This window comes from Candidatus Villigracilis proximus (assembly GCF_016717045.1).
Classification (GTDB): Bacteria; Chloroflexota; Anaerolineae; order Anaerolineales; family Villigracilaceae; genus Villigracilis; species Villigracilis proximus.
Genome location: NZ_JADJUO010000039.1, coordinates 14,350 through 32,894, shown reverse-complemented (window position 1 = coordinate 32,894; position 18,545 = coordinate 14,350). Strand labels below are relative to the sequence as shown.

The 18,545-nt window shown below is 48.4% G+C and carries 17 protein-coding genes, 1 tRNA gene and 4 pseudogenes; 13 read left to right on the top strand and 9 right to left on the bottom strand.

Features of this window, described 5'->3' with window-relative positions; translation table 11 throughout:
- Positions 1–187 precede the first annotated feature (187 nt).
- The 9 genes and pseudogenes from IPL71_RS25655 to IPL71_RS25615 form a co-directional block, all read right to left on the bottom strand.
- The gene (locus tag IPL71_RS25655) at positions 188–895 is read right to left on the bottom strand and encodes a thiolase C-terminal domain-containing protein (protein ID WP_345326625.1); all 708 of its coding nucleotides are present in this window, start codon (positions 893–895) and stop codon (positions 188–190) included.
- Between the two features lie 12 nt (positions 896–907).
- Entirely contained in the window at positions 908–1,117 is a 210-nt protein-coding gene (locus IPL71_RS25650) for a hypothetical protein (RefSeq protein ID WP_345326623.1), read from the bottom strand.
- A gap of 42 nt (positions 1,118–1,159) precedes the next feature.
- A complete protein-coding gene (locus IPL71_RS25645; RefSeq protein ID WP_345326621.1) occupies positions 1,160–1,351 on the bottom strand; it encodes a hypothetical protein in 192 nt (63 codons plus the stop codon).
- Positions 1,352–1,468: 117 nt separating this feature from the next.
- Positions 1,469–2,443 (bottom strand): acetylxylan esterase, encoded by a 975-nt coding sequence (locus IPL71_RS25640; RefSeq protein ID WP_345326619.1) that lies wholly within the window; start codon positions 2,441–2,443, stop codon positions 1,469–1,471.
- Between the two features lie 96 nt (positions 2,444–2,539).
- Positions 2,540–3,576, bottom strand: a pseudogene (locus IPL71_RS25635) (hydroxymethylglutaryl-CoA synthase).
- Between the two features lie 238 nt (positions 3,577–3,814).
- Positions 3,815–4,153, bottom strand: coding sequence for a hypothetical protein (locus IPL71_RS25630; RefSeq protein WP_345326617.1), 339 nt, complete (start codon positions 4,151–4,153; stop codon positions 3,815–3,817).
- 75 nt (positions 4,154–4,228) lie between these two features.
- The gene (locus IPL71_RS25625) at positions 4,229–4,510 is read right to left on the bottom strand and encodes a GAF domain-containing protein (RefSeq protein ID WP_345326615.1); all 282 of its coding nucleotides are present in this window, start codon (positions 4,508–4,510) and stop codon (positions 4,229–4,231) included.
- Between the two features lie 460 nt (positions 4,511–4,970).
- Positions 4,971–5,408, bottom strand: coding sequence for an organomercurial lyase (merB, locus tag IPL71_RS25620; RefSeq protein WP_345326613.1), 438 nt, complete (start codon positions 5,406–5,408; stop codon positions 4,971–4,973).
- Between the two features lie 38 nt (positions 5,409–5,446).
- Positions 5,447–6,732, bottom strand: a pseudogene (locus IPL71_RS25615) (hydroxymethylglutaryl-CoA reductase, degradative).
- A 67-nt stretch (positions 6,733–6,799) separates the two neighbouring features.
- Between IPL71_RS25615 and IPL71_RS25610 the strand changes: the two are divergent.
- The 13 genes and pseudogenes from IPL71_RS25610 to IPL71_RS25555 all read left to right on the top strand — a co-directional run.
- Positions 6,800–8,065: pseudogene (locus IPL71_RS25610) on the top strand (sensor histidine kinase); the annotation flags it as partial.
- A gap of 197 nt (positions 8,066–8,262) precedes the next feature.
- Positions 8,263–8,481, top strand: coding sequence for an ATP-binding protein (locus IPL71_RS26350; protein ID WP_514130864.1), 219 nt, complete (start codon positions 8,263–8,265; stop codon positions 8,479–8,481).
- Positions 8,482–8,942: 461 nt separating this feature from the next.
- A complete protein-coding gene (gene dnaA, locus IPL71_RS25605) occupies positions 8,943–10,292 on the top strand; it encodes a chromosomal replication initiator protein DnaA (RefSeq protein WP_345326609.1) in 1,350 nt (449 codons plus the stop codon).
- 250 nt (positions 10,293–10,542) lie between these two features.
- Positions 10,543–11,274 (top strand): annotated as a pseudogene (gene rpsB, locus IPL71_RS25600) (30S ribosomal protein S2); the annotation flags it as partial.
- A gap of 214 nt (positions 11,275–11,488) precedes the next feature.
- On the top strand, positions 11,489–12,097 hold the full coding sequence (gene tsf / locus IPL71_RS25595) for a translation elongation factor Ts (protein ID WP_345326605.1): 609 nt from the start codon (positions 11,489–11,491) through the stop codon (positions 12,095–12,097).
- A 71-nt stretch (positions 12,098–12,168) separates the two neighbouring features.
- Positions 12,169–12,888, top strand: coding sequence for a UMP kinase (gene pyrH / locus IPL71_RS25590; protein ID WP_345326603.1), 720 nt, complete (start codon positions 12,169–12,171; stop codon positions 12,886–12,888).
- 270 nt (positions 12,889–13,158) lie between these two features.
- Positions 13,159–13,728 (top strand): ribosome recycling factor, encoded by a 570-nt coding sequence (frr, locus tag IPL71_RS25585; RefSeq protein ID WP_345326601.1) that lies wholly within the window; start codon positions 13,159–13,161, stop codon positions 13,726–13,728.
- Between the two features lie 37 nt (positions 13,729–13,765).
- Entirely contained in the window at positions 13,766–14,476 is a 711-nt protein-coding gene (uppS, locus tag IPL71_RS25580) for a polyprenyl diphosphate synthase (protein WP_345326599.1), read from the top strand.
- Positions 14,477–14,520: 44 nt separating this feature from the next.
- Positions 14,521–15,333, top strand: a complete 813-nt coding sequence (locus IPL71_RS25575) for a phosphatidate cytidylyltransferase (RefSeq protein WP_345326597.1) — start codon at positions 14,521–14,523, stop codon at positions 15,331–15,333.
- A gap of 19 nt (positions 15,334–15,352) precedes the next feature.
- Positions 15,353–16,345 carry a class II fructose-bisphosphatase gene (gene glpX, locus IPL71_RS25570; protein WP_345326595.1) on the top strand — a complete coding sequence of 331 codons (993 nt, stop codon included), beginning with the start codon at positions 15,353–15,355 and terminating at the stop codon, positions 16,343–16,345.
- Positions 16,346–16,522: 177 nt separating this feature from the next.
- Positions 16,523–16,595: transfer RNA gene (locus tag IPL71_RS25565), tRNA-Asn, on the top strand.
- Positions 16,596–17,128: 533 nt separating this feature from the next.
- Positions 17,129–17,425, top strand: a complete 297-nt coding sequence (locus IPL71_RS25560) for a hypothetical protein (protein ID WP_345326593.1) — start codon at positions 17,129–17,131, stop codon at positions 17,423–17,425.
- A 183-nt stretch (positions 17,426–17,608) separates the two neighbouring features.
- Entirely contained in the window at positions 17,609–18,370 is a 762-nt protein-coding gene (locus IPL71_RS25555; protein ID WP_345326591.1) for a DUF5673 domain-containing protein, read from the top strand.
- Positions 18,371–18,545 lie beyond the last annotated feature (175 nt).

The following is an 18,545-nucleotide window of genomic DNA, read 5'->3' as shown; positions in this document are numbered from 1 at the left end:
ACCGTGGACGATTTACTGTCCACGGTCTATCGTCTACTCCAATCTTTATTGTCTCATCGTTCCTTGTTGCGCCGGGAAGGGCAGTGCAGACTAGCCAGCAGGTGCTGGGATGAAGGATCCTAAGAACGCACAAAGTGCAAAAAACGCCAGCCAAATTAGGAAGAGAGTGATTTTATGTTTGGTCATTTCACCTATCCAGCCTTTGTAATACGTGACTAACCGCTGTGGATGCCGGCCCGCCCAATGACTGGATCAGCGCTGTCTTTGCGCCCGCGATCTGATTCGCATCTGCCTGACCTCGAAGCTGGGTGACTGCTTCGACAGCCTGATACACACCTGCAGCGCCGCCGGCGAATCCACGGGCTTTCATGCCGCCCATTGTGGCACATGGAATTTTCCCTTTCAGTCCGATCGAGCCTTCTTCTGCAAGTTTCCAGCCTTTGCCTTTAATTGCGAATCCAACTGCTTCCAAAGATAGCGCGGCGTAGATACTGAACGCATCGTGATATTCAAAGAAGTCGATTTGATTTAATATCACGCCGGCCTGTTTCATAGCCTTGCCCGCGGATAGTTGTGCGGTGTCGAAGTACAGCATATCTTTTCGGTCATGTAATGCCAACGTATCAGAAGATGCCGCCGAGCCGGAAATCTTGACGAGTGAATTATTAAAATCGGACGGGAGCAGGCTGCGGCGAGTCAGAACGAGCGCGGCAGCGCCATCCGCATTGGGGGCCACGTCAAACATATTGAGCGGATCGCTGACCATATCCGCTTTTGAATAGGTCTCAGGTTTAATGGCTTTTCTGAACATGGCGTTTTTATTGGCCACGCCGTTTGCGTGAGCAGTGAGCGCGAAACCAACCAGCCCATGCGCAGGGACATTATTTTCGTGCATGTAACGCTTCATCTAAAGCGCGGCTTGTGCGGTGGTGGTCATCCCTTGCACGGCTTCAAAATCAGAATCGGTGATGGTGGAAACTGCTTCTTCCACTTCGGCGCCGATCTTGTCTGTAAATTTTCCACGCCGACCACGAAGCGCAACATCCACCATGCCGCTGGCAATCGCAAAGATAGGCCTGACGCAGCGCCGCTCCACCTGATGCACCTGCGGCTTCAACAGTCACAGCTTCGATGCCGGTCAGGCCGGCGTAGTCTGCGATCAGCGCGCCAAGATGCGCTTGATTGGAAGATTGGGCGCGAGCATATTCCCAACGAACAAAGCCTGCGGCTTCAGTCCGCCGGAATCTTCGAGCGCGCTGTGAAGCGCCTTATAAGCAAGATCACGCAGACTGATCTCCCAATGTTCGCCAACTTCCGTTTGTCCGATACCTGCAATTACTACATCTGTCATGGATGATTTCCTGGTTGTGTTGATTCTTGGATACGATATTCGATATTTGATAATTCGGCAGTTGTATGTTGTAGAATCCGATTCTCGACTCTCGAATATCGAATTTCGATTCTCGCTTTACCCAAATACCTTCTTCAAAAACTTAACCTTCTCCAGCGTTTGATAACTTCCGCCGCCTTCGTGGCCATTGTATGGATAGACCTTAATATCTTTTTCGCCGGCCCAATGATTGTATGCTGCGTAGACTGTTGAAGGCGGGCAGACTTGATCCATTAATCCGGTTGAGAATAATGTTTTCGCTTTTGCCCGCACCGAAAGATTAACACCGTCAAAATAAGAAAGCGTGTTGAAAACCGCATCCACCTTGTCACGATGGACATGGCAATATTCGGCGATCTCTTTGTATGGATAGGAATCCACGAGTTCGGTGGCGCGGCGATAGTGACAAAGGAAGGGCACATCGGGCATGGCTGCGACAACATCTGGGACAAGGGCTGCGGCGGCGATGCTGATGCCTCCGCCTTGTGAGCCGCCCGTCACGGCGATCTGCGCTTCATCCACTTCGGGACGGCTGCGTGCTGCTTCGATGGCTCGGACTGCATCTGTGAATACGCGGCGATAATAATAGTAATGCTTCGGGTCAAGGATTCCCTTCGTCATGCTGCCGGGGAAGTGCGCATTGCCGCCATCAGCATACAGATCAGGCGTATCGCCCGTAGACCAGGTGCTGCCTTGTCCGCGGGTATCCATGATGAAGTGAGCATATCCCGCACTGGACCAGAGCAGCCAGTCAAATGCAAAGTTACGTCCGCCGCCGTAGCCAATATATTCGACGACGACAGGCAGTTTCTTTGTGCGGTTTGTGGGGAGGATCAGCCAGCCTTTGATGGGTTGTCCGCCAAAGCCGTTGAATGTGACGTCATAAGTTTCCTGTGCCACGAGTCCATAATCCACGCGCTCGAATTTTGCATCAAGCGGAAATGCGCGTGCTTCATCTAAAGTGGATTTCCAGAACGAGTCAAAGTCCGCGGGTTCTTCACGCATGGGGCGGTAGGTCTTGAGTTCGGGGAGGGGGAGGTCAAAGAAGGCCATGGGGTTTCCAGCGTGGTTGATTTATGGGTTTGACGATATTAGATAATTCGATATTCGAATGCCGAATTATCTAATATCGTTTTTTGAGAATCGTTCTTACTTCATTGCCAATTTGCCACGATAGCGGACATAAGTGGCGTAGTCAATTTCTGTGCGGCGGGCGATGTACTCTTGAGTCTTCATCGCGCGGCCCTGGCGCTCGGTGACTTTGTCAGTGACAGTAATGTCGAAGGCGTCTGATCCGGCTCCAGATCCGAAAGATACGACGAGGATTCTGTCACCGGGTTGGGCGATGTCGAGGGTGGCGGTTAATCCGATCATGGCTGCGCCGGCATAGGTATTCCCAATCGTGTGGACTAATAACTCGGTGCGATTTGTTCGGCGGAAAACCCGAGTTGACCCGCGACCTTTTGCGGGAATTTTGTATTCGGCTGATGGAAGACTGCCCATTTGTAATCTTTGGCGGTGGTGCCGTTGGCTTCCATGAGATGCGTGGCGGCTTCGCTAATGTGTTTGAAATAAGCGGGTTCGCCGGTGAAGCGCATTCCGTGCTCGGGATATTTTTGATATTCGCGGCGCCAGAAATCGGGCGTGTCGGTTACATATGAATAGGAAGCGTTGATGAGCGCCAGTGACTCATCTGCGGGGCCGATGATGTACGCGCCGCCGCCCGCGCCTGCTGTGTATTCAAGCGCGTCGCCGGGCTTGCCTTGCGCGGTGTCCATGCCGATCGCCATGGCGTAATGTCCCATACCCGAGCCGACAATTCCCATCGCGGCGACCATTGCTTCGGTGCCGGCTTTGCACGCGAATTCAAAGTCCGCGCCTTGCGTGTTGGGAACTGCACCGATCGCTTCAGCCACGATCGTTGAGGTTGGCTTAACCGCATACGGATGCGACTCTGAGCCGACCCAAACCGCACGCAATTCTGTCGGGTCAATTTGAGCACGCAGCATGGCATTCCGCGCCGCTTCGATTGACATGGTAATCACATCTTCATCGAGGCCGGGCACGGCTTTCTCTTTGATGGGAAGGCCAGTGCTTTTGCCTGTCCAGACACGCGCAACTTCTTTTGCAGGAAGGCGGTATCTTGGCACATAGGCACCATAGCCAACAATGCCAACCGGCTTGATGGGTTTTAAGGAGTGTGGGGGAGTGTGTTTGTGGAGTTGTCACAATATTCGTTCCTTGGTCTTAGTGTAAAAACTGTGAAGATAAGCTGACCGTCACCATTTCAAATTGATTTGTTGTTCAGAAAATTGGCATAAATTCCTTGACGATATAGATTCAATAGATTTTCTAATATTAAATTTTAGCTTTCCGCCCAATCTGGTCGACAGTATCATACAGAGGCACCGAAGGCTTCGTAAATCAAAAAGGTCGTCCAAGACTTTGACTCAACATTATTACAGGCTTGCCTATTGCATGACTAAAGGCCAGTTCGTACATCACGTTGGGGTTTCTCGTAGTAAGTTCGGCGATAATGATCTCAGCTTCATTTATTGCCTTCCATATCATAACAATTTCTGTTGGGCCAAAAATTTGATCGGCTCGTAGACTCCGCCGACCTGCATCCTCAATTGCTGGCATAATGATTGCCCTATAGTATTTGTCGAAAGGGTCTCTGAAAGGCATAAGTACAAAAGCTATAGGTTTATTTGAATCTGACGGAGATTTTTTAGACACGTAATTTTGGCGTTGCAATTCCATAGCCGTTGCTAACATTGCTGTTAAGACTTCGGTATCTGGATTTGCTCGATGTTGAAATTGTTAGTTCTAATACTCCTAGTTTAAGACACCTAATACCTGTCCATTCGTAATAATTGGTACAGCAATTTCTGAATTGACATCTTCGAGAGAATTAGAAGCAATAGGGTCGTTCTTAGTGTCGCTTGAAATGTAAGTCTTCATTGTTCTTGTGGAAATGCCTGCTAATCCTTCGGAAATGGGAAATTTTCGTCCTGTAAAAATTTCAGGGCTTTGGCCGTACCCCCCAATAACCTCCAATGTTTGAGAATCTTTGTCTAAAATAAAAACACTTGCAAAGTCGGCTTTGGCTAATTCCACACAAAGATCATTATTTCCACAACAGCATCCGTAGAGATCAAGCCGTTAAAACCTGGTGGCTAAAGTTAGTGCATGTATGGATTCTTGTTAATAACGATGGTTGACTTTTCGTAATTAATTCCTCAATGTTGTTTGAAACCGCTTATCCAGCCGAGTATTAGTTTTTGGAAAAGACTTCGGAAGTCTTTCTTGATGCGTTATGGCTTTGGAGTCTTCAAAAGAGACTTCCGAAGTCTAGGTCTTGCTAATACCAAAACTTTGACACTAATCTTGCCTGCCTAAAAATTTCTGCAACCTGCTCGATACTTCGCCCGTGATATTCCACAGACATTCGATTGCCATACCAGAGTTTGGAGAGTTCCCAAACTTGATTGATCGTGAGGATCTCGCCATGTTCGAGATGATTTCGCTTACACCACTTATCAACCCATTCTTCCGACCGGAAGAGTAACATCGTCGCTCAAGTAAAGACCAGATCATCGTACCAATGTGCAAAAGGCACAGGAAAGTGGACGAGTAATTCGCTATTCGTCACTTTTCCATCCCGAATTTTCAGTTGAACCGATTCATTGCTTTCGGTGAACACTGCGTCAATGACCGCGTCACACTGCAAAGCGGCGGGGATGCCGAGCATGTCCCAGGCGCAGTTGGCAAAGTACGTCTTGCCATTCGCATGGACTTTGAAATCCGTGGGAATCGCAGAGAATGGATTTGCCATACGAATGGTTAATGTTTCCGGTTCAAGGAAGAATGCATGGCGATTGTTTAATTCTTTATATATTTCACCTGCTTCTTCATTACTCAAGTTAAAGTGCTTTGCAGTTTCGTCCACGCTGGGTGCATGGGTTGTATCTGCGAAATGTTGATAAACAAAGGCACGCACATCCCAAATATCCATAAGTTTTTCCTTTTGGTTTTCCGTTGTGTCCTTTGTGTTTAACCGCTTTTCATTTCCAACAAAATCTCTTCCGCTCGTGTCACTCGAATCGCCTTCTCGGCCACCATCTGCGCCGCGACTCGCTCGATCATTTCGCCGGCAGCGCCAGCGGCGAGTGCAACTTGCCTTGCGTGTAGCGACATGTGTCCGCGTTGGATGCCTTCGGTGGCGAGCGCACGTAAGGCGGCCATATTTTGTGCCAGCCCAACACACGCAATAATTTCTGCAAGTTCGGCGGCGGTTTTGATGCCCATCAATTTCACAGCAGCTTGTGCAGCCGGGTGGACCTTTGTTGCGCCGCCCACAATTCCCACCGCCATTGGGATTTCAATTGTGCCAACCAAGTTTCCGTTCGCGTCTTTGCCCCAGGTGGATAGCGATGTGTATCTGCCAGAACGCGCCGCATACGCATGTGCGCCGGCTTCGATGGCACGCCAATCGTTGCCCGTGGCGAGTACCACTGCGTCCACACCGTTCATGATGCCTTTGTTGTGTGTCGCGGCGCGGTACGGGTCACTCGCAGCGAAAGCATACGCGGCGATAATTCCATCGCGCACGGTTTCGCCTTTGAAGGTTTCGAATCCCACTGTCAACTCGCTGACCGGGATCGTGCAACGCGCGCGCGCCATTCTGCGATCTGACAAATTCGACAAAATACGCAAATGCACTTTTCCGCCAGTGATGGCTTCGATCTGCGGCGCGAGTCTTTCGCAAGCCGTGTTGACCGCGTTCGCGCCCATCGCATCTTTCACATCATAGATGAGATGCACCACCAGGAACGGTCCAATGGGGGATTCTTCGATCAGGCGGATTTCCAAATCTTTGGCACCGCCTCCCATCTTACGGAGAGTTGATTCTGCCCGATCAGCATTTGCCAGCAATTCGGCTTTGTGCTCGTAAATTTTCAACCGCGCTTCATCCATATTGACCACGTTGATCAGCTGCATTTGTCCGATCATCAATGACTCGGTGGTGGTGGCGGTGAATCCGCCGCCAGCGCGTGCCAGTTTTGCCATGAACGAAACCCCGCCACAATAGACGGTTCTTCTACTACAAAGGGAATCAGCACATCCCGTCCGTTGATCATGAAATTCAACCCAATGCCGATCGGCAATGAATACATCCCGATCACATTTTCGATCATGTGGTCGGCTGTCTCAGCGGTGAGTCCGCCTGTCGTAAACGGGAGCAGGTCTTCGGGCGTCTGATTCGATGCTTCCGCCAGTTTTTTGCGGCGCTCTTCGATGGTCAGATTGTAGAATCCGGATATGCGGGAGTTTGTCATGTAGAGTTTCTCAAGTGTAGTGTTGGGTTTCTTTCAAATTCTATCAAAAAGCAACGAATTGATTATAATGGCATGTATGCTTCTTACCCGTGAACAATTGCAGGAAAGATTATTTGCTCTCCACCGCGCAAGCCTGGAGTTGGTAAAAGATGTTTCACTTGAGACATTGCTCGAGCGCATCGCGTCCACGGCGTGCGAACAGTCCAATGCACGTTATGCCGCGTTGGGCGTTTTGGACGATGAGGGCGGACTCAAACAATTCGTTACCATGGGCATGTCGGATAAAGAAATAAAAAAAATGGCGCATCCGCCGGTTGGCCTCGGTTTGCTTGGCGCATTGATGAACACTGAAACCCCCATTCGTGTGCCTTCCATTAAGGATCACCCAAGTTCGGTGGGATTCCCTGCGCATCATCCGCACATGGCTTCGTTTTTGGGCGTTCCCATCCGCTCGGGTGATAAACAAATTGGGCAGATCTATCTTACTGAAAAAATCGGCGCGGATGAATTTGATGAAAATGATGAAATGATCATTCAAATGCTGGCCGCGTATGCATCCACCGCCATTACAAACGCGCGGTTATATGAGCAGATGAAGGAACGCGACCTCGCATTGACCCGCCGCAATGTAGACATGGGACTGCTCAACGGCATCGCATCCACCTTAACCTCCAGCCTGGAACTGGACGAGATCCTTAACAAGACCCTCGGGCTTGTGATGAACTATATGAAGGTCGAAGCCGGTGAGATTTTTCTGCTTGAAGAGGATAAAACCACCCTGCGCATGGTTTTGCATCGTGGTCAGGCCGCCGAAGCCTTCTGGACAACCAATGTTTTTCAAGTGGGTGAGGGATACCCCGGCATCGTAGCTCAAACTCGCAAGCCCATGGCCGGAATGCACCTTGCCAATGACATGAACTTTTTGCGTGATGCGGTGGTTCAGGCTGGTTTTCAACAAACAGCGAGCATTCCCTTGCTTTCAGGCGAGAATCTCATGGGTGTGATGAGCGTGGTCACACGGGGCACTGATCCATTTGATGAAAGAAATATCCAATTGCTCACGGCTGTCGGCACTTGGGCCGGACTTGCGATTGAAAATGCGCGTTTACATGCCAATGCACGCCGTCTGGCGGTGCTTGAAGAACGCGACCGCATCGGTATGGACTTGCACGACGGCATCATTCAATCCATTTATGGTGTTGGTTTGGCGCTTGAAAATGCACAGCTTACATTAAGTGAAGACCCCGAAGCCGCAAAAGAGAAGATTCATCGTGCAATTGATGGATTAAACCAGTCCATTCGTGATATCCGCGCTTATATTCTTGATCTCAGACCACGTCAGCTTGGCAATGAAGGTCTGGTTAACGGAATCAAGCGTTTAATTGCTGAATATCGTGCTCATACCTTTTCTGAAGTCAACTTCACCGGCCCTGATGAACTAAAAGATCTGCCGCATACACAGTCATTGGCCTTGTTCCATATCTGTCAGGAGGCATTAGCCAATGCCGCCAAGCATGCCAAAGCCAAAAAGTGGAGGTTGCAGTATGGACAACCGGCGAACGCGCCTTGCTTGAGATCAGAGATGATGGCAAAGGCTTTGATCTGGATAAGATGCAAACTTCCATCGGTCATGGACTCGCGAATATGCAAACACGCGCACACGCAGTGGGCGGTGACATCGATATTTCATCCACGTTTGATGATGGAACGACCATCCTGGTATGGGTTCCTCGCGCAATAAAACACTGAATCAACAAAATCAGTGAATCATTGCAAAATGAGTCACGAGAACCTGAGTCTCGTTTGATATGAATCAAAAATGTTTTGTATCGCGATTTTTTAAGATAGATATGTACAGATTGCCTTCAAAAGGCTTCTGGTACCCATATATGGGGGGCAGGGGGGCGGTTATGGTTGTGTTTGGCTGAAACGCCTGTTCTACTCGAAAACAGGATTCTCATTGAACGCATAATCATTTGTTAACATAAGCCAACCTTAAAAAAACAAATCTTTTTAACTTAACGTAGGCATAACGCCTTGTTATCTATTGAGACTATCTGCTAGAATGATGGCACGCTGATATAAAGGATGCATGCCCCCCGCATCTGAACCCCGCAGGAAATATTTACAACAGAACAAGCATTAACTTACTAAGCCGCACACAAGGCGGGCTAGTTTATGCACTCTACATCTCTCACTTAGGAACACTTATGAACGCTGAGCAGGCTTGGCAATCGGTACTTGCACAACTTCAAATGGAAATGCCCCGCGCATCTTACGATACCTGGGTGCGTGATACCCGTCCCGTTTCATACGATAACGGGATTATTACCGTTGGAGTAAGCAATGCCTACGCTCGTGACTGGCTCGAAAGCCGCCTTTCAAGCACTGTCAGCCGCTTATTGATCGGAATTTTAAACTCAAACGTCTCAGTTGACTTTGTTGTATCTCAAGCCGACGAAGGCGATTCAACAACTGACCTTGAGCCTGCTGCCGCTTCGATCGAAATTACCGCCCCTGAACCAAAACAGCGCCACGTTACTCTGAATCCACGCTATACATTTGATACGTATGTCGTCGGCTCTGGAAACCGCCTTGCTCATGCGGCTTGTCAGGCGGTGGCCGAGAAGCCAGCCCGCGCCTACAATCCGCTTTTCCTGTATGGCGGCGTAGGACTCGGCAAAACGCACTTATTGCACGCCATTGGCAATGCCTGTCACGCCGACGGTTTGAATGTTTTATATGTTTCCTCTGAAGAATTCACGAATGACATGATCACCGCCATTCGTACGCACACCACCCAGGCCTTCCGTGAAAAATATCGCTCCGCTGATGTCTTGCTAGTGGATGATATTCAATTTATTGCCGGCAAGGAATCCACTCAGGAAGAGTTTTTCCATACCTTTAACACCTTGCACGGTCAGGATAAGCAGATTATCGTTTCATCCGACCGCCCTCCCAAGTCATTAGTCACTCTGGAAGAACGTCTGCGCTCCCGCTTTGAGTGGGGGTTAAGCGCCGACATTCAGGCTCCAGATTTTGAAACCCGCCTTGCAATCCTGCGCTCCAAAGCCGAACGCACCGGCCGTCAGATTTCAGACGAGATTTTGGAGAATATCGCCAAAAGAGTGCAATCTAATATTCGTGAATTGGAAGGCGCCTTAAATCGCATCATTGCCTTTGCTGATTTGAGTGGTTCGGCCCTTACCCCCAACCTGGTTGAAGTAGCATTATCTGATCTATTGCCCTCCCGTGGTGACGTGGAACCGGCTCGGGTGGTTGACCTCGTCGCCCGTAAATTTAATCTTACCGCTGAAAAACTTTTAGGCCGTGACCGCACAAAAGAAGTGGCCTATCCGCGTCAGATCGCAATGTACTTATTGCGCGAAGAAACCAATTTCTCCTTCCCGCAGATCGGCGAAGCGCTGGGCGGACGTGACCATTCCACCGTTATGTCTGCCATAAAAAAGATCGCAGACCAGATCAAACATGATGATCGTCTACAACGGGATATTGCATCCCTGAAACAACAGGTACACGCACAAGTTGCAGTTGTATAAAAATAAATAACAGGATGGTTTTTCAATAAAAGGCCGGTTCCGTTTGAGGAATCGGCCTTTTATTGTCTCTCGAAATAGCGTGATTTCAGCGGGTGTCTTGTGATATAATCTCGCCGCCTTGAAAAAGGCACAATTTGCTTGGGACGGGCAATAAGCGTCCCTGAGCGGGTTGAACCCCCGCTAAACTCATTCCGTTCCGAACCATTCCATGAATGCGCTTTGGGGAACGGCACAAGTTAAGGAGTAATCAATGGCTGTCATTTCTATGAAAGCCCTGCTTGAGAGCGGCGTCCACTTTGGACATCGCACAAACAAGTGGGACCCCCGTATGAAACCGTACATCTTCACTGAGCGTAACGGTATTCATATTATTGATCTGCAACAGACTGTCAAGTTGTTAAATCAGGGCTATAACGTCATTCGCGATGCAGTTGCGAACGGCGGCAACGTCTTGTTTGTCGGCACCAAGCGTCAGGCTCAGGAAACTGTGGCTGAAGAAGCTGCCCGCTGCGGTATGCCCTACGTTACCGAGCGTTGGATGGGCGGTATGCTCACCAACTGGGCGACCATGTTCAAGCGTATTCAGGAATTGGAACGCCTTGAAAAAGTGCGCGACTCAGAAGAAATCAATAATCTCACGAAAAAAGAAGGCTTGCTGATCGAACGTGAGATCACCCGCTTACAAACTCGTTTATCCGGTGCGCGTATCATGAAGCGCCGCCCAGATATGCTCTTCATCGTCGATGTGGGACGTGAAGAAGCTGCTGTCCGCGAAGCCAATTTGCTCAAGATCCCGATCGTTGCTTTGGTCGATACCAATTGCAATCCTCAGAACGTTGACTATGTGATCCCTTCCAATGATGATGCCATTCGTGCCATCAAATTGCTGGTTGCCAAGATCGCAGATGCCGTACTTGAAGGCAAAGCACAGCGCAAGGAAGAAGAACCCGAACAAACCGAAGATGCCAAATCCGACGGTAAGCCCAAAGTCCGTGGACCCCGCAAACCCGTTGTAGAGACCGAGCAGGATGAGAACATGGGCGAAGATGCCTTATTGGGTGAATCCACATTGGCGAAGTTGAACGTCACTCGCAAAGCAGACGACGCTCCTGTAACGGATGCTCCTGCGGCTTCTTATGAGGCCCCCGCTAAAGCGGAATAATTGACCGGTAAAGTAAAAGATCAAGGATAGTGAAATGGAAATAACAACACAGATGATCAAGGAATTGCGTGCCGCCACCAGCGCTCCCATGTTGGATTGCCGCAAAGCCTTGCAGGAAGCGAACGGAGATTATCAGAAAGCTGTCGATTGGTTGCGCGAAAAAGGCATGGCTACCGCTGCCAAGCGTTCTGATCGTGAAGCCTCGAACGGCGTTGTGGAAATGTACTCTCACGGCGGCGGACGAGTAGGCGTGATGGTGGAGATCAATTGCGAAACCGATTTTGTGGCTCGTGCTGAAAAATTCCGCACATTGGCACATGAGATCGCTTTGCAGATCGCTGCAAGCTCCCCCAGGTACATCAAAGCGGATGAAATTCCTGCTGCTGAACTTGAGCATGAAGCTGAGATCGCCCGTGCTCGCGCCATTGAAGAAGGCAAGCCCGAGAATGTAATGACGAAGATCGTCGAAGGCCGCGTTGAGAAATATAAAGACGAGGTCTGCCTCATGCGTCAAACTTACATTCGTGACGAATCTCTCACGATTGAAAAGCTCATCCTGCAAAACGTGGCAGCGATTGGCGAAAGCGTGATCGTCCGCCGTTTCCAGAGATGGGAACTGGGCGAAAGCACGAAAGAAGAATAGTTTTTAAAAGCCAGCCTTCGGGTTGGCTTTTTTTATAATTGGTATAAAGACAAACTAACCTGGAGGCATAAATGGCTGAATTAAAGTATAAACGTATTCTTCTTAAGTTAAGCGGGGAAGCGCTCGGCGGCGGATCGGGATTTGGCATTGATGTGGATGAAGCCGAGTCGATTGCCAGCCGCATTAAGGAAGTCCGCGATATGGGCGTGGAAGTGGCTGTGGTGATCGGCGCCGGGAATCGATGGCGCGGCAAGCAGGGACTCGAACGCGGCATGGACCGCTCCACTGCCGATTATATGGGTATGCTTGCCACAGTCATGAATGCCATGGCCTTGATGGATGCTCTGGAACGTCTGGGCGTGATGACCCGCGTGATGTCTGCGATCGAGATGCGCGCCATCGCCGAGCCTTACATCCGCCGGCGTGCGGTGCGTCACCTTGAAAAGGGACGTGTGGTCATCTTCGGAGCAGGAACAGGCAACCCGTTCTTCTCGACCGATACGGCTGCCGCCCTGCGCGCCACAGAAGTGGATGCTCAAGTGGTCATCAAAGCCACAAAGGTGGACGGTGTCTATGATGCCGACCCGAAGAAGAATCCCGATGCGAAGAAGTTCGATCAGTTAAGCTATATTGAAGTGCTTAATCGCCGTTTGGAAGTGATGGACAGCACAGCCATTACACTGTGCATGGAAAATCATCTTCCCATTCTTGTGCTAAATCTTTGGGATACAAGTGCTTTGCTCGCCGCGCTGCGCGGTGAAGCGGTGGGTACACTGGTCAGCGGGGACTAATCTGGTCTGAGCAAGGTCTTTCGTCTTTCATCTTTTCGTAAACAGGATGAAAGACGAAAGAATAATCGTGAATACGTTCGTTGTTTCCCTGAGAGTCTCTCAATTTTTTGCATTCCCTCTCGTTTATTTGTGCTCCCATAGCATAAATTCTTGTTTTAAGGTATCCTTGCGTTGTAGTTATTTTTATAGAGTGCCGCTTAAATAACCCAACCATCAGTATATTTTTATATAGGTTTGGCAGTTTATTCAACAAGCGGTAGGAGGAAGATCGTGAGTACTGATGAAATCAAGGATTTAATGAAAGATGCCGAGTCTCGTATGCAAGGAGCGATCCAATCTCTTTCAGACGATCTTGCCGGGATTCGCACCGGACGTGCCAGCCCGGCGCTGGTGGAAAGACTTGCTGTGGAATATTACGGCGTGCCGACACATCTTATGCAGCTTGCGTCGATCAGTGTTCCTGAGCCGCGCTCGTTGATGATCAAACCCTTCGATGCTGCTTCCATTAAGGATATTGAAAAGGCAATTCGCGCCTCGAACCTTGGCTTGAATCCAAATTCAGACGGCAAGGTAATTCACTTGAATCTGCCTCCTTTGGATGAAGAACGCCGCCGTGATCTGGTAAAGCAAATGGGGCATCGTCTTGAAGAAGCCCGTGTTGCCATTCGGAACATCCGCCGTGATGTGCATAATGACATACGTGATTTTGAAAAGGAAAAGCTAATTACAGAAGATGATCTTAAGCGCGGTGAAGAAGATTTGCAGAAGGTGACCGACCGCTTTATCGAAGATGTTGCAAGGCACGGCTATAATAAAGAAAAAGAAATAATGGAAGTGTAGTTGTATTTACTTTTGAGATGCCGCTTATGACATCTCAATGAGTGTTAACCCTATGGCTGAAACCCCCACTACTGCTCCGCTTGAAAAAATCCCCCAACATGTTGCCATTATCATGGATGGTAACGGACGTTGGGCAATCCAACGTGGTTTGCCGCGTTTGGCTGGTCACAAGGCAGGGACAGAAAATCTGCGCCGTGTGATTCGATCCACTGTTGAATTTGGCGTTAAATATCTAACGATCTACGCCTTTTCCACCGAGAATTGGGGACGCCCGCCTGAAGAGGTGCAAGGATTAATGCTCATTCTTCAAGATGTGATTGATCGTGAATTGAACGAACTTAATAAAGAGGGTGTTCAATTACGTCATATCGGGCGTTTGGAAAAACTGGATCCGAGAATCCAAAAAAAGGTTTTAAAGGCCATTGACTTAACCAAAAACAATGACCGGCTGATCTTAAATGTTGCCTTCAATTACAGCGGACGTGATGAGATCGTATATGCGATCCAGAAGATCATCAATGCTGGAATTCCTGCCAATGAAGTGACTGATGAACTGGTCAATAAATATCTGTTTACTGCGGGCGTCCCTGACCCGGATTTGATCATCCGCACTTCAGGTGAATTACGTTTAAGCAATTTTCTCATCTGGCAGGCTGCATATTCTGAATGGTATATTACCCCCAAGTATTGGCCTGATTTTGACAAGGAAGAATATCACCGCGCTTTGGAAATCGTTTGCCCATCGTGACAGACGCTATGGGAAAGTAACCTCAGGTGAACTTCAGGGATCCAATGCGTAGACGTCTGATCACTTCTCTTGGATTGGCTGCCATAGGAATGCCCGCCATTTTGTTTGGCGGCATCTTTTATTTTTTACTGATGGGCACGTTTCTGATCGGCGCGGCCTGGGAATATGTTAATTTATTTCGCGCAGTGAAGTTTGAACCGAACATGTACATCACCGTGGGTGGTGTGACCTTTACCGTCATTGCGCGCATGTTCTTTCCAGCCTTCGCCATGCCGATCTTTGCAGCGACCATTCTGATCGCATTGGCTTATCATCTTATTACTTATGAGCGCGGCCGGGATCAGGCCGCGCTTGATTTTGCCATCACCCTGGCCGGATTCACCTATATCGGCTGGATCGGATCTTATCTTCTTGACCTGCGTACCCTGCCCAATGGCGGCTGGTGGATGATGCTGGTTATGTGCTGTGTCTGGCTTGGGGATTCTGGTGCATATTCAATTGGCAGGGCCTACGGAAAACATAAAATGGCGCCGCGCCTCAGCCCGAAGAAAAGCTGGGAAGGTTATGCCGCGAGTGTTTTCACCGGCATGATCGGCGGAATGTTCTTTGTGTACGCGTTTACCACCTATGGAAATCTGACCGGTCAAATTGAGATCTGGCAGGGAGCCATTCTTGGTTTGATCCTTGGGGCGCTGCCGCCTTTTGGCGATCTCGGTGAAAGCATGATCAAGCGTCAGTCGGGTATTAAAGATTCGAGCGATATCATCCCGGGCCACGGCGGATTTTTTGACCGCGTTGATTCGTGGCTATGGGGCGCAGTGATCGGTTATTACTTCCTGATTTGGTTCATCATATAGATTAGACCCTGGAGGCAGCATGGATGTGTTGGGCGCTACACCTACTCGTAATCTTGCACTCGAATTGGCGCGCGTAACCGAAGCCGCCGCGATGTTGGCAGGCCGCTTTATGGGACGCGGAGATAAAGAAGGGGCAGATCAAGCTGCAGTTAATGCGATGCGCTTAGTCCTCTCCACAGTGGATATGAACGGCGTGATCGTCATCGGGGAAGGGGAGAAGGATAAGGCTCCGATGTTGTTCAATGGGGAAAAAGTAGGGAACGGTTCTTCCCCCGACGTGGATGTGGCTGTGGACCCAATTGACGGGACTCGCCCTTTGGCATTTGGCCGCTCAAACTCGCTGGCGATGGTGGCTCTTGCTCCGCGCGGTACGATGTTTGACCCGGGTCCGTTTTTGTATATGAATAAGATGGCGGTGGGACCTGAAGCCAAAGGCGTGATCGATATTGAACGGTCGATCACTGATAACCTCAAGGCAATTGCGAAAGCCAAGGGTAAACATATCGAAGATCTGACTACGATCATTCTCGACCGTCCGCGCCACGATGAGATGGTGGCTGAGATCCGCTCGTGCGGCGCGCGCATCCGTCAGATCCCTGATGGCGACGTGGCGGCGGCATTGATGACTTCCTGGCCCGATACCGGCGTGGACGTGTTACTCGGCATTGGCGGCACGCCTGAGGGCGTACTGACGGCCTGTGCCTTGCGCGCAATGGGCGGTGAAATTCAGGGCAAGCTCTTTGCGCGTGATGAAGACGAACTGCGCCGTGGACATGAAGCCGGTTATGATTTCGATAAGGTGTTGACGATGAACGATCTGGTTTCATCAGAGGACGTTTTCTTCGCCACGACCGGCATTACCGATGGGGAGCTGCTGCAAGGCGTGCGCTATTACGGCGATCACATCACCACCGAAAGCCTCGTGGTGCGTGGTTTGACAGGAACCATTCGCCGCATCCATGCCACACACAGCACCGATAAACTGGATAATTTAAGTTCGATCCACTATTAATTAACATAGCCCCGTACTTCCGAGGTCTGCATTGGTGTATCCAGGCATGGATCTTTTATAACCCCAGACTTCGGAAGTCTGCCTCCCCAACTTTAAAAGACTTCCGAAGTCTTGCATGTGGATAAATAAATTCCACCTTGACAGTACTCCACCTGACCCGTATAATCTCGCTCGCATTCCTGGCTAGCTCAATCGGCAGAGCGAGCGGCTGTTAACCGCTAGGTTCTAGGTTCAAGTCCTAGGCCAGGAGCCTAAATCCCCTAAACTTTCTGTTTAGGGGATTTTTTTGTTTTATAATGGACACATTCGCTTTTCGACCCTTTGATATTGATGGATTTGTTATTGAGCAATATCCAACTACAAAAGCCATTGTAGGGGATAATAAATTATCGAAGCCTAAAAAGAAGTAACACGCGGTGAAACGTGGCGCACCCCTGAGAGGGAACCCCGCGCCCCTACTTTACACACGCGAATAATCGAATTTTTTAGATTGCCATAATTAGTGTTATCGAAAATTGTAATGTGAGATACAGCGAGGACAAATACACCTCAAGAGGTTTTTATATGTTTGATATCAAGGCTGAATGGATACCTGTTATTGCAGTGGTGGTAAGTGCAACAGCTGAAGCATACTTGGTTATATTACTTCTATTATGACCTCGCGACGCAGGAAAATCCGAAGATCGAAAAACATTCATTTTGAAACTTGAAGAGATGTACGAGGTCGTTAGATTAATCCGACAAAACTATATTGAGTTTCACAACGCTAATTTGCAATCCATTATGTTTAGCGAAGAACAAGACTGGGAAAAAATAGGGAAACTAGAGATGGATAGGTTGGAGATGTTGGCGAGAATTTACTTTCCAGAAACTATTCCACAGATAAACGAGTTGAATATTAGGAGAGTTGACGTAGGTAAAGTTACAACGGATCTAATCTTACTTCAAATGAGACCCCCAGTTTCAGATGAACATATTTCGGAATTTACACATAAATGCATATTAGTTGACGAAGCTTGCATTAATATTTTTGAAAAACTATCGTCAATTGCACATAAAAGATTGAAAATAAAATACTAAGTATTATTCTTTTTAGTACCCAATAGGACTAAAACCTAATCCTGTTAGGTGAATAGCCAGTGATAATTGCAGTTATCGCAAACAAGACGACTTGTAATGCTATATATAAGGTAGTATGCGGCAATTTTGCTGTATAAACCATAGTTAGGCGCTTGCTCATAATTCACTTGGAGAAATATTTAGATGAATTGGTTGTTTGACTTGCCCACATCATTAAGATTTGGAATAATTATTGCAATTGATGTAGGCGTTGTGGCATTAATATTTTTTGTTTTAGATAAACTGGGCATAAATATCATAGGACTTCCTAAAACTGTTCGGCAACAAGCGTTTAAGAATGCGTTTTTTACACTTTTGATTATGGTCGCAGTCATCGGAGCAATAGCGATTCTTCCATTTTTTGGGTTTGGACAATCAATTAAGAATGGCTTCATAATTTCTTTAGGCGTAATATGGGTAGCAATATATTTATGGCTTATCTTCACTTGGGTTTTTCGTGAAAAAAAATCAGGGCGAATGTTAATTCACGTTACATCTCTTCCAAATAGATGGTTATTCCTCGTATTGGGTGTTATTTCTATAATCACAGGTTTCAGTGGTTTTTTCGATTTTATTTGGAAAAGCACAGAATATTCATGGCCTATTTCTGTCGCTATTGGCTTATTCGCTGGAACAGATTTCGTAATCATGTTCTTTAGCCAGATACAAATTCATGAAAATGTGATTTTGATTTATGTGGATTTGATAAAATGGAGCAAAATCGAATCATTCTCTTGGGTTAGTGACAATAAAAAAGTACATACCCTCAAGATTAGAGTCAAAGGAAATATGCCGTCATTTTTGCGCAACGGCGCAATTCCCGTTCCAATCGAAAAGAAAGAGCAATTGGAATCAATACTTACACAATATTTACCAGAAGGTGCGTTATTGCAAAACCGCGCCTAACAAAGCGTGCACCCGACGCTGAGGATTCTGCGCAAATCTCAAGCAGTTTTCTACGCCTCAGCATTTTCCCAGTCGGACGGCGTTCCGCCGCCCGACCCAGCGTAGTCTATGCAAAGGGTTAGCCCGCTCTCGCAACAGAGGGTCTAAATTTTCAAACATTATCTTTCAAGGTCAA

Coding starts and splice junctions, on each gene's coding strand:
- IPL71_RS25655 (WP_345326625.1), bottom strand. CDS start 895: ATGCACGAAAATAATGTCCCTGCGCATGGGCTGGTTGGTTTCGCGCTC.
- IPL71_RS25645 (WP_345326621.1), bottom strand. CDS start 1,351: ATGACAGATGTAGTAATTGCAGGTATCGGACAAACGGAAGTTGGCGAA.
- IPL71_RS25640 (WP_345326619.1), bottom strand. CDS start 2,443: ATGGCCTTCTTTGACCTCCCCCTCCCCGAACTCAAGACCTACCGCCCC.
- IPL71_RS25630 (WP_345326617.1), bottom strand. CDS start 4,153: ATGGAATTGCAACGCCAAAATTACGTGTCTAAAAAATCTCCGTCAGAT.
- merB (WP_345326613.1), bottom strand. CDS start 5,408: ATGGATATTTGGGATGTGCGTGCCTTTGTTTATCAACATTTCGCAGAT.
- dnaA (WP_345326609.1), top strand. CDS start 8,943: ATGAACGCTGAGCAGGCTTGGCAATCGGTACTTGCACAACTTCAAATG.
- tsf (WP_345326605.1), top strand. CDS start 11,489: ATGGAAATAACAACACAGATGATCAAGGAATTGCGTGCCGCCACCAGC.
- pyrH (WP_345326603.1), top strand. CDS start 12,169: ATGGCTGAATTAAAGTATAAACGTATTCTTCTTAAGTTAAGCGGGGAA.
- uppS (WP_345326599.1), top strand. CDS start 13,766: ATGAGTGTTAACCCTATGGCTGAAACCCCCACTACTGCTCCGCTTGAA.
- IPL71_RS25575 (WP_345326597.1), top strand. CDS start 14,521: ATGCGTAGACGTCTGATCACTTCTCTTGGATTGGCTGCCATAGGAATG.
- glpX (WP_345326595.1), top strand. CDS start 15,353: ATGGATGTGTTGGGCGCTACACCTACTCGTAATCTTGCACTCGAATTG.
- IPL71_RS25560 (WP_345326593.1), top strand. CDS start 17,129: ATGTTTAGCGAAGAACAAGACTGGGAAAAAATAGGGAAACTAGAGATG.
- IPL71_RS25555 (WP_345326591.1), top strand. CDS start 17,609: ATGAATTGGTTGTTTGACTTGCCCACATCATTAAGATTTGGAATAATT.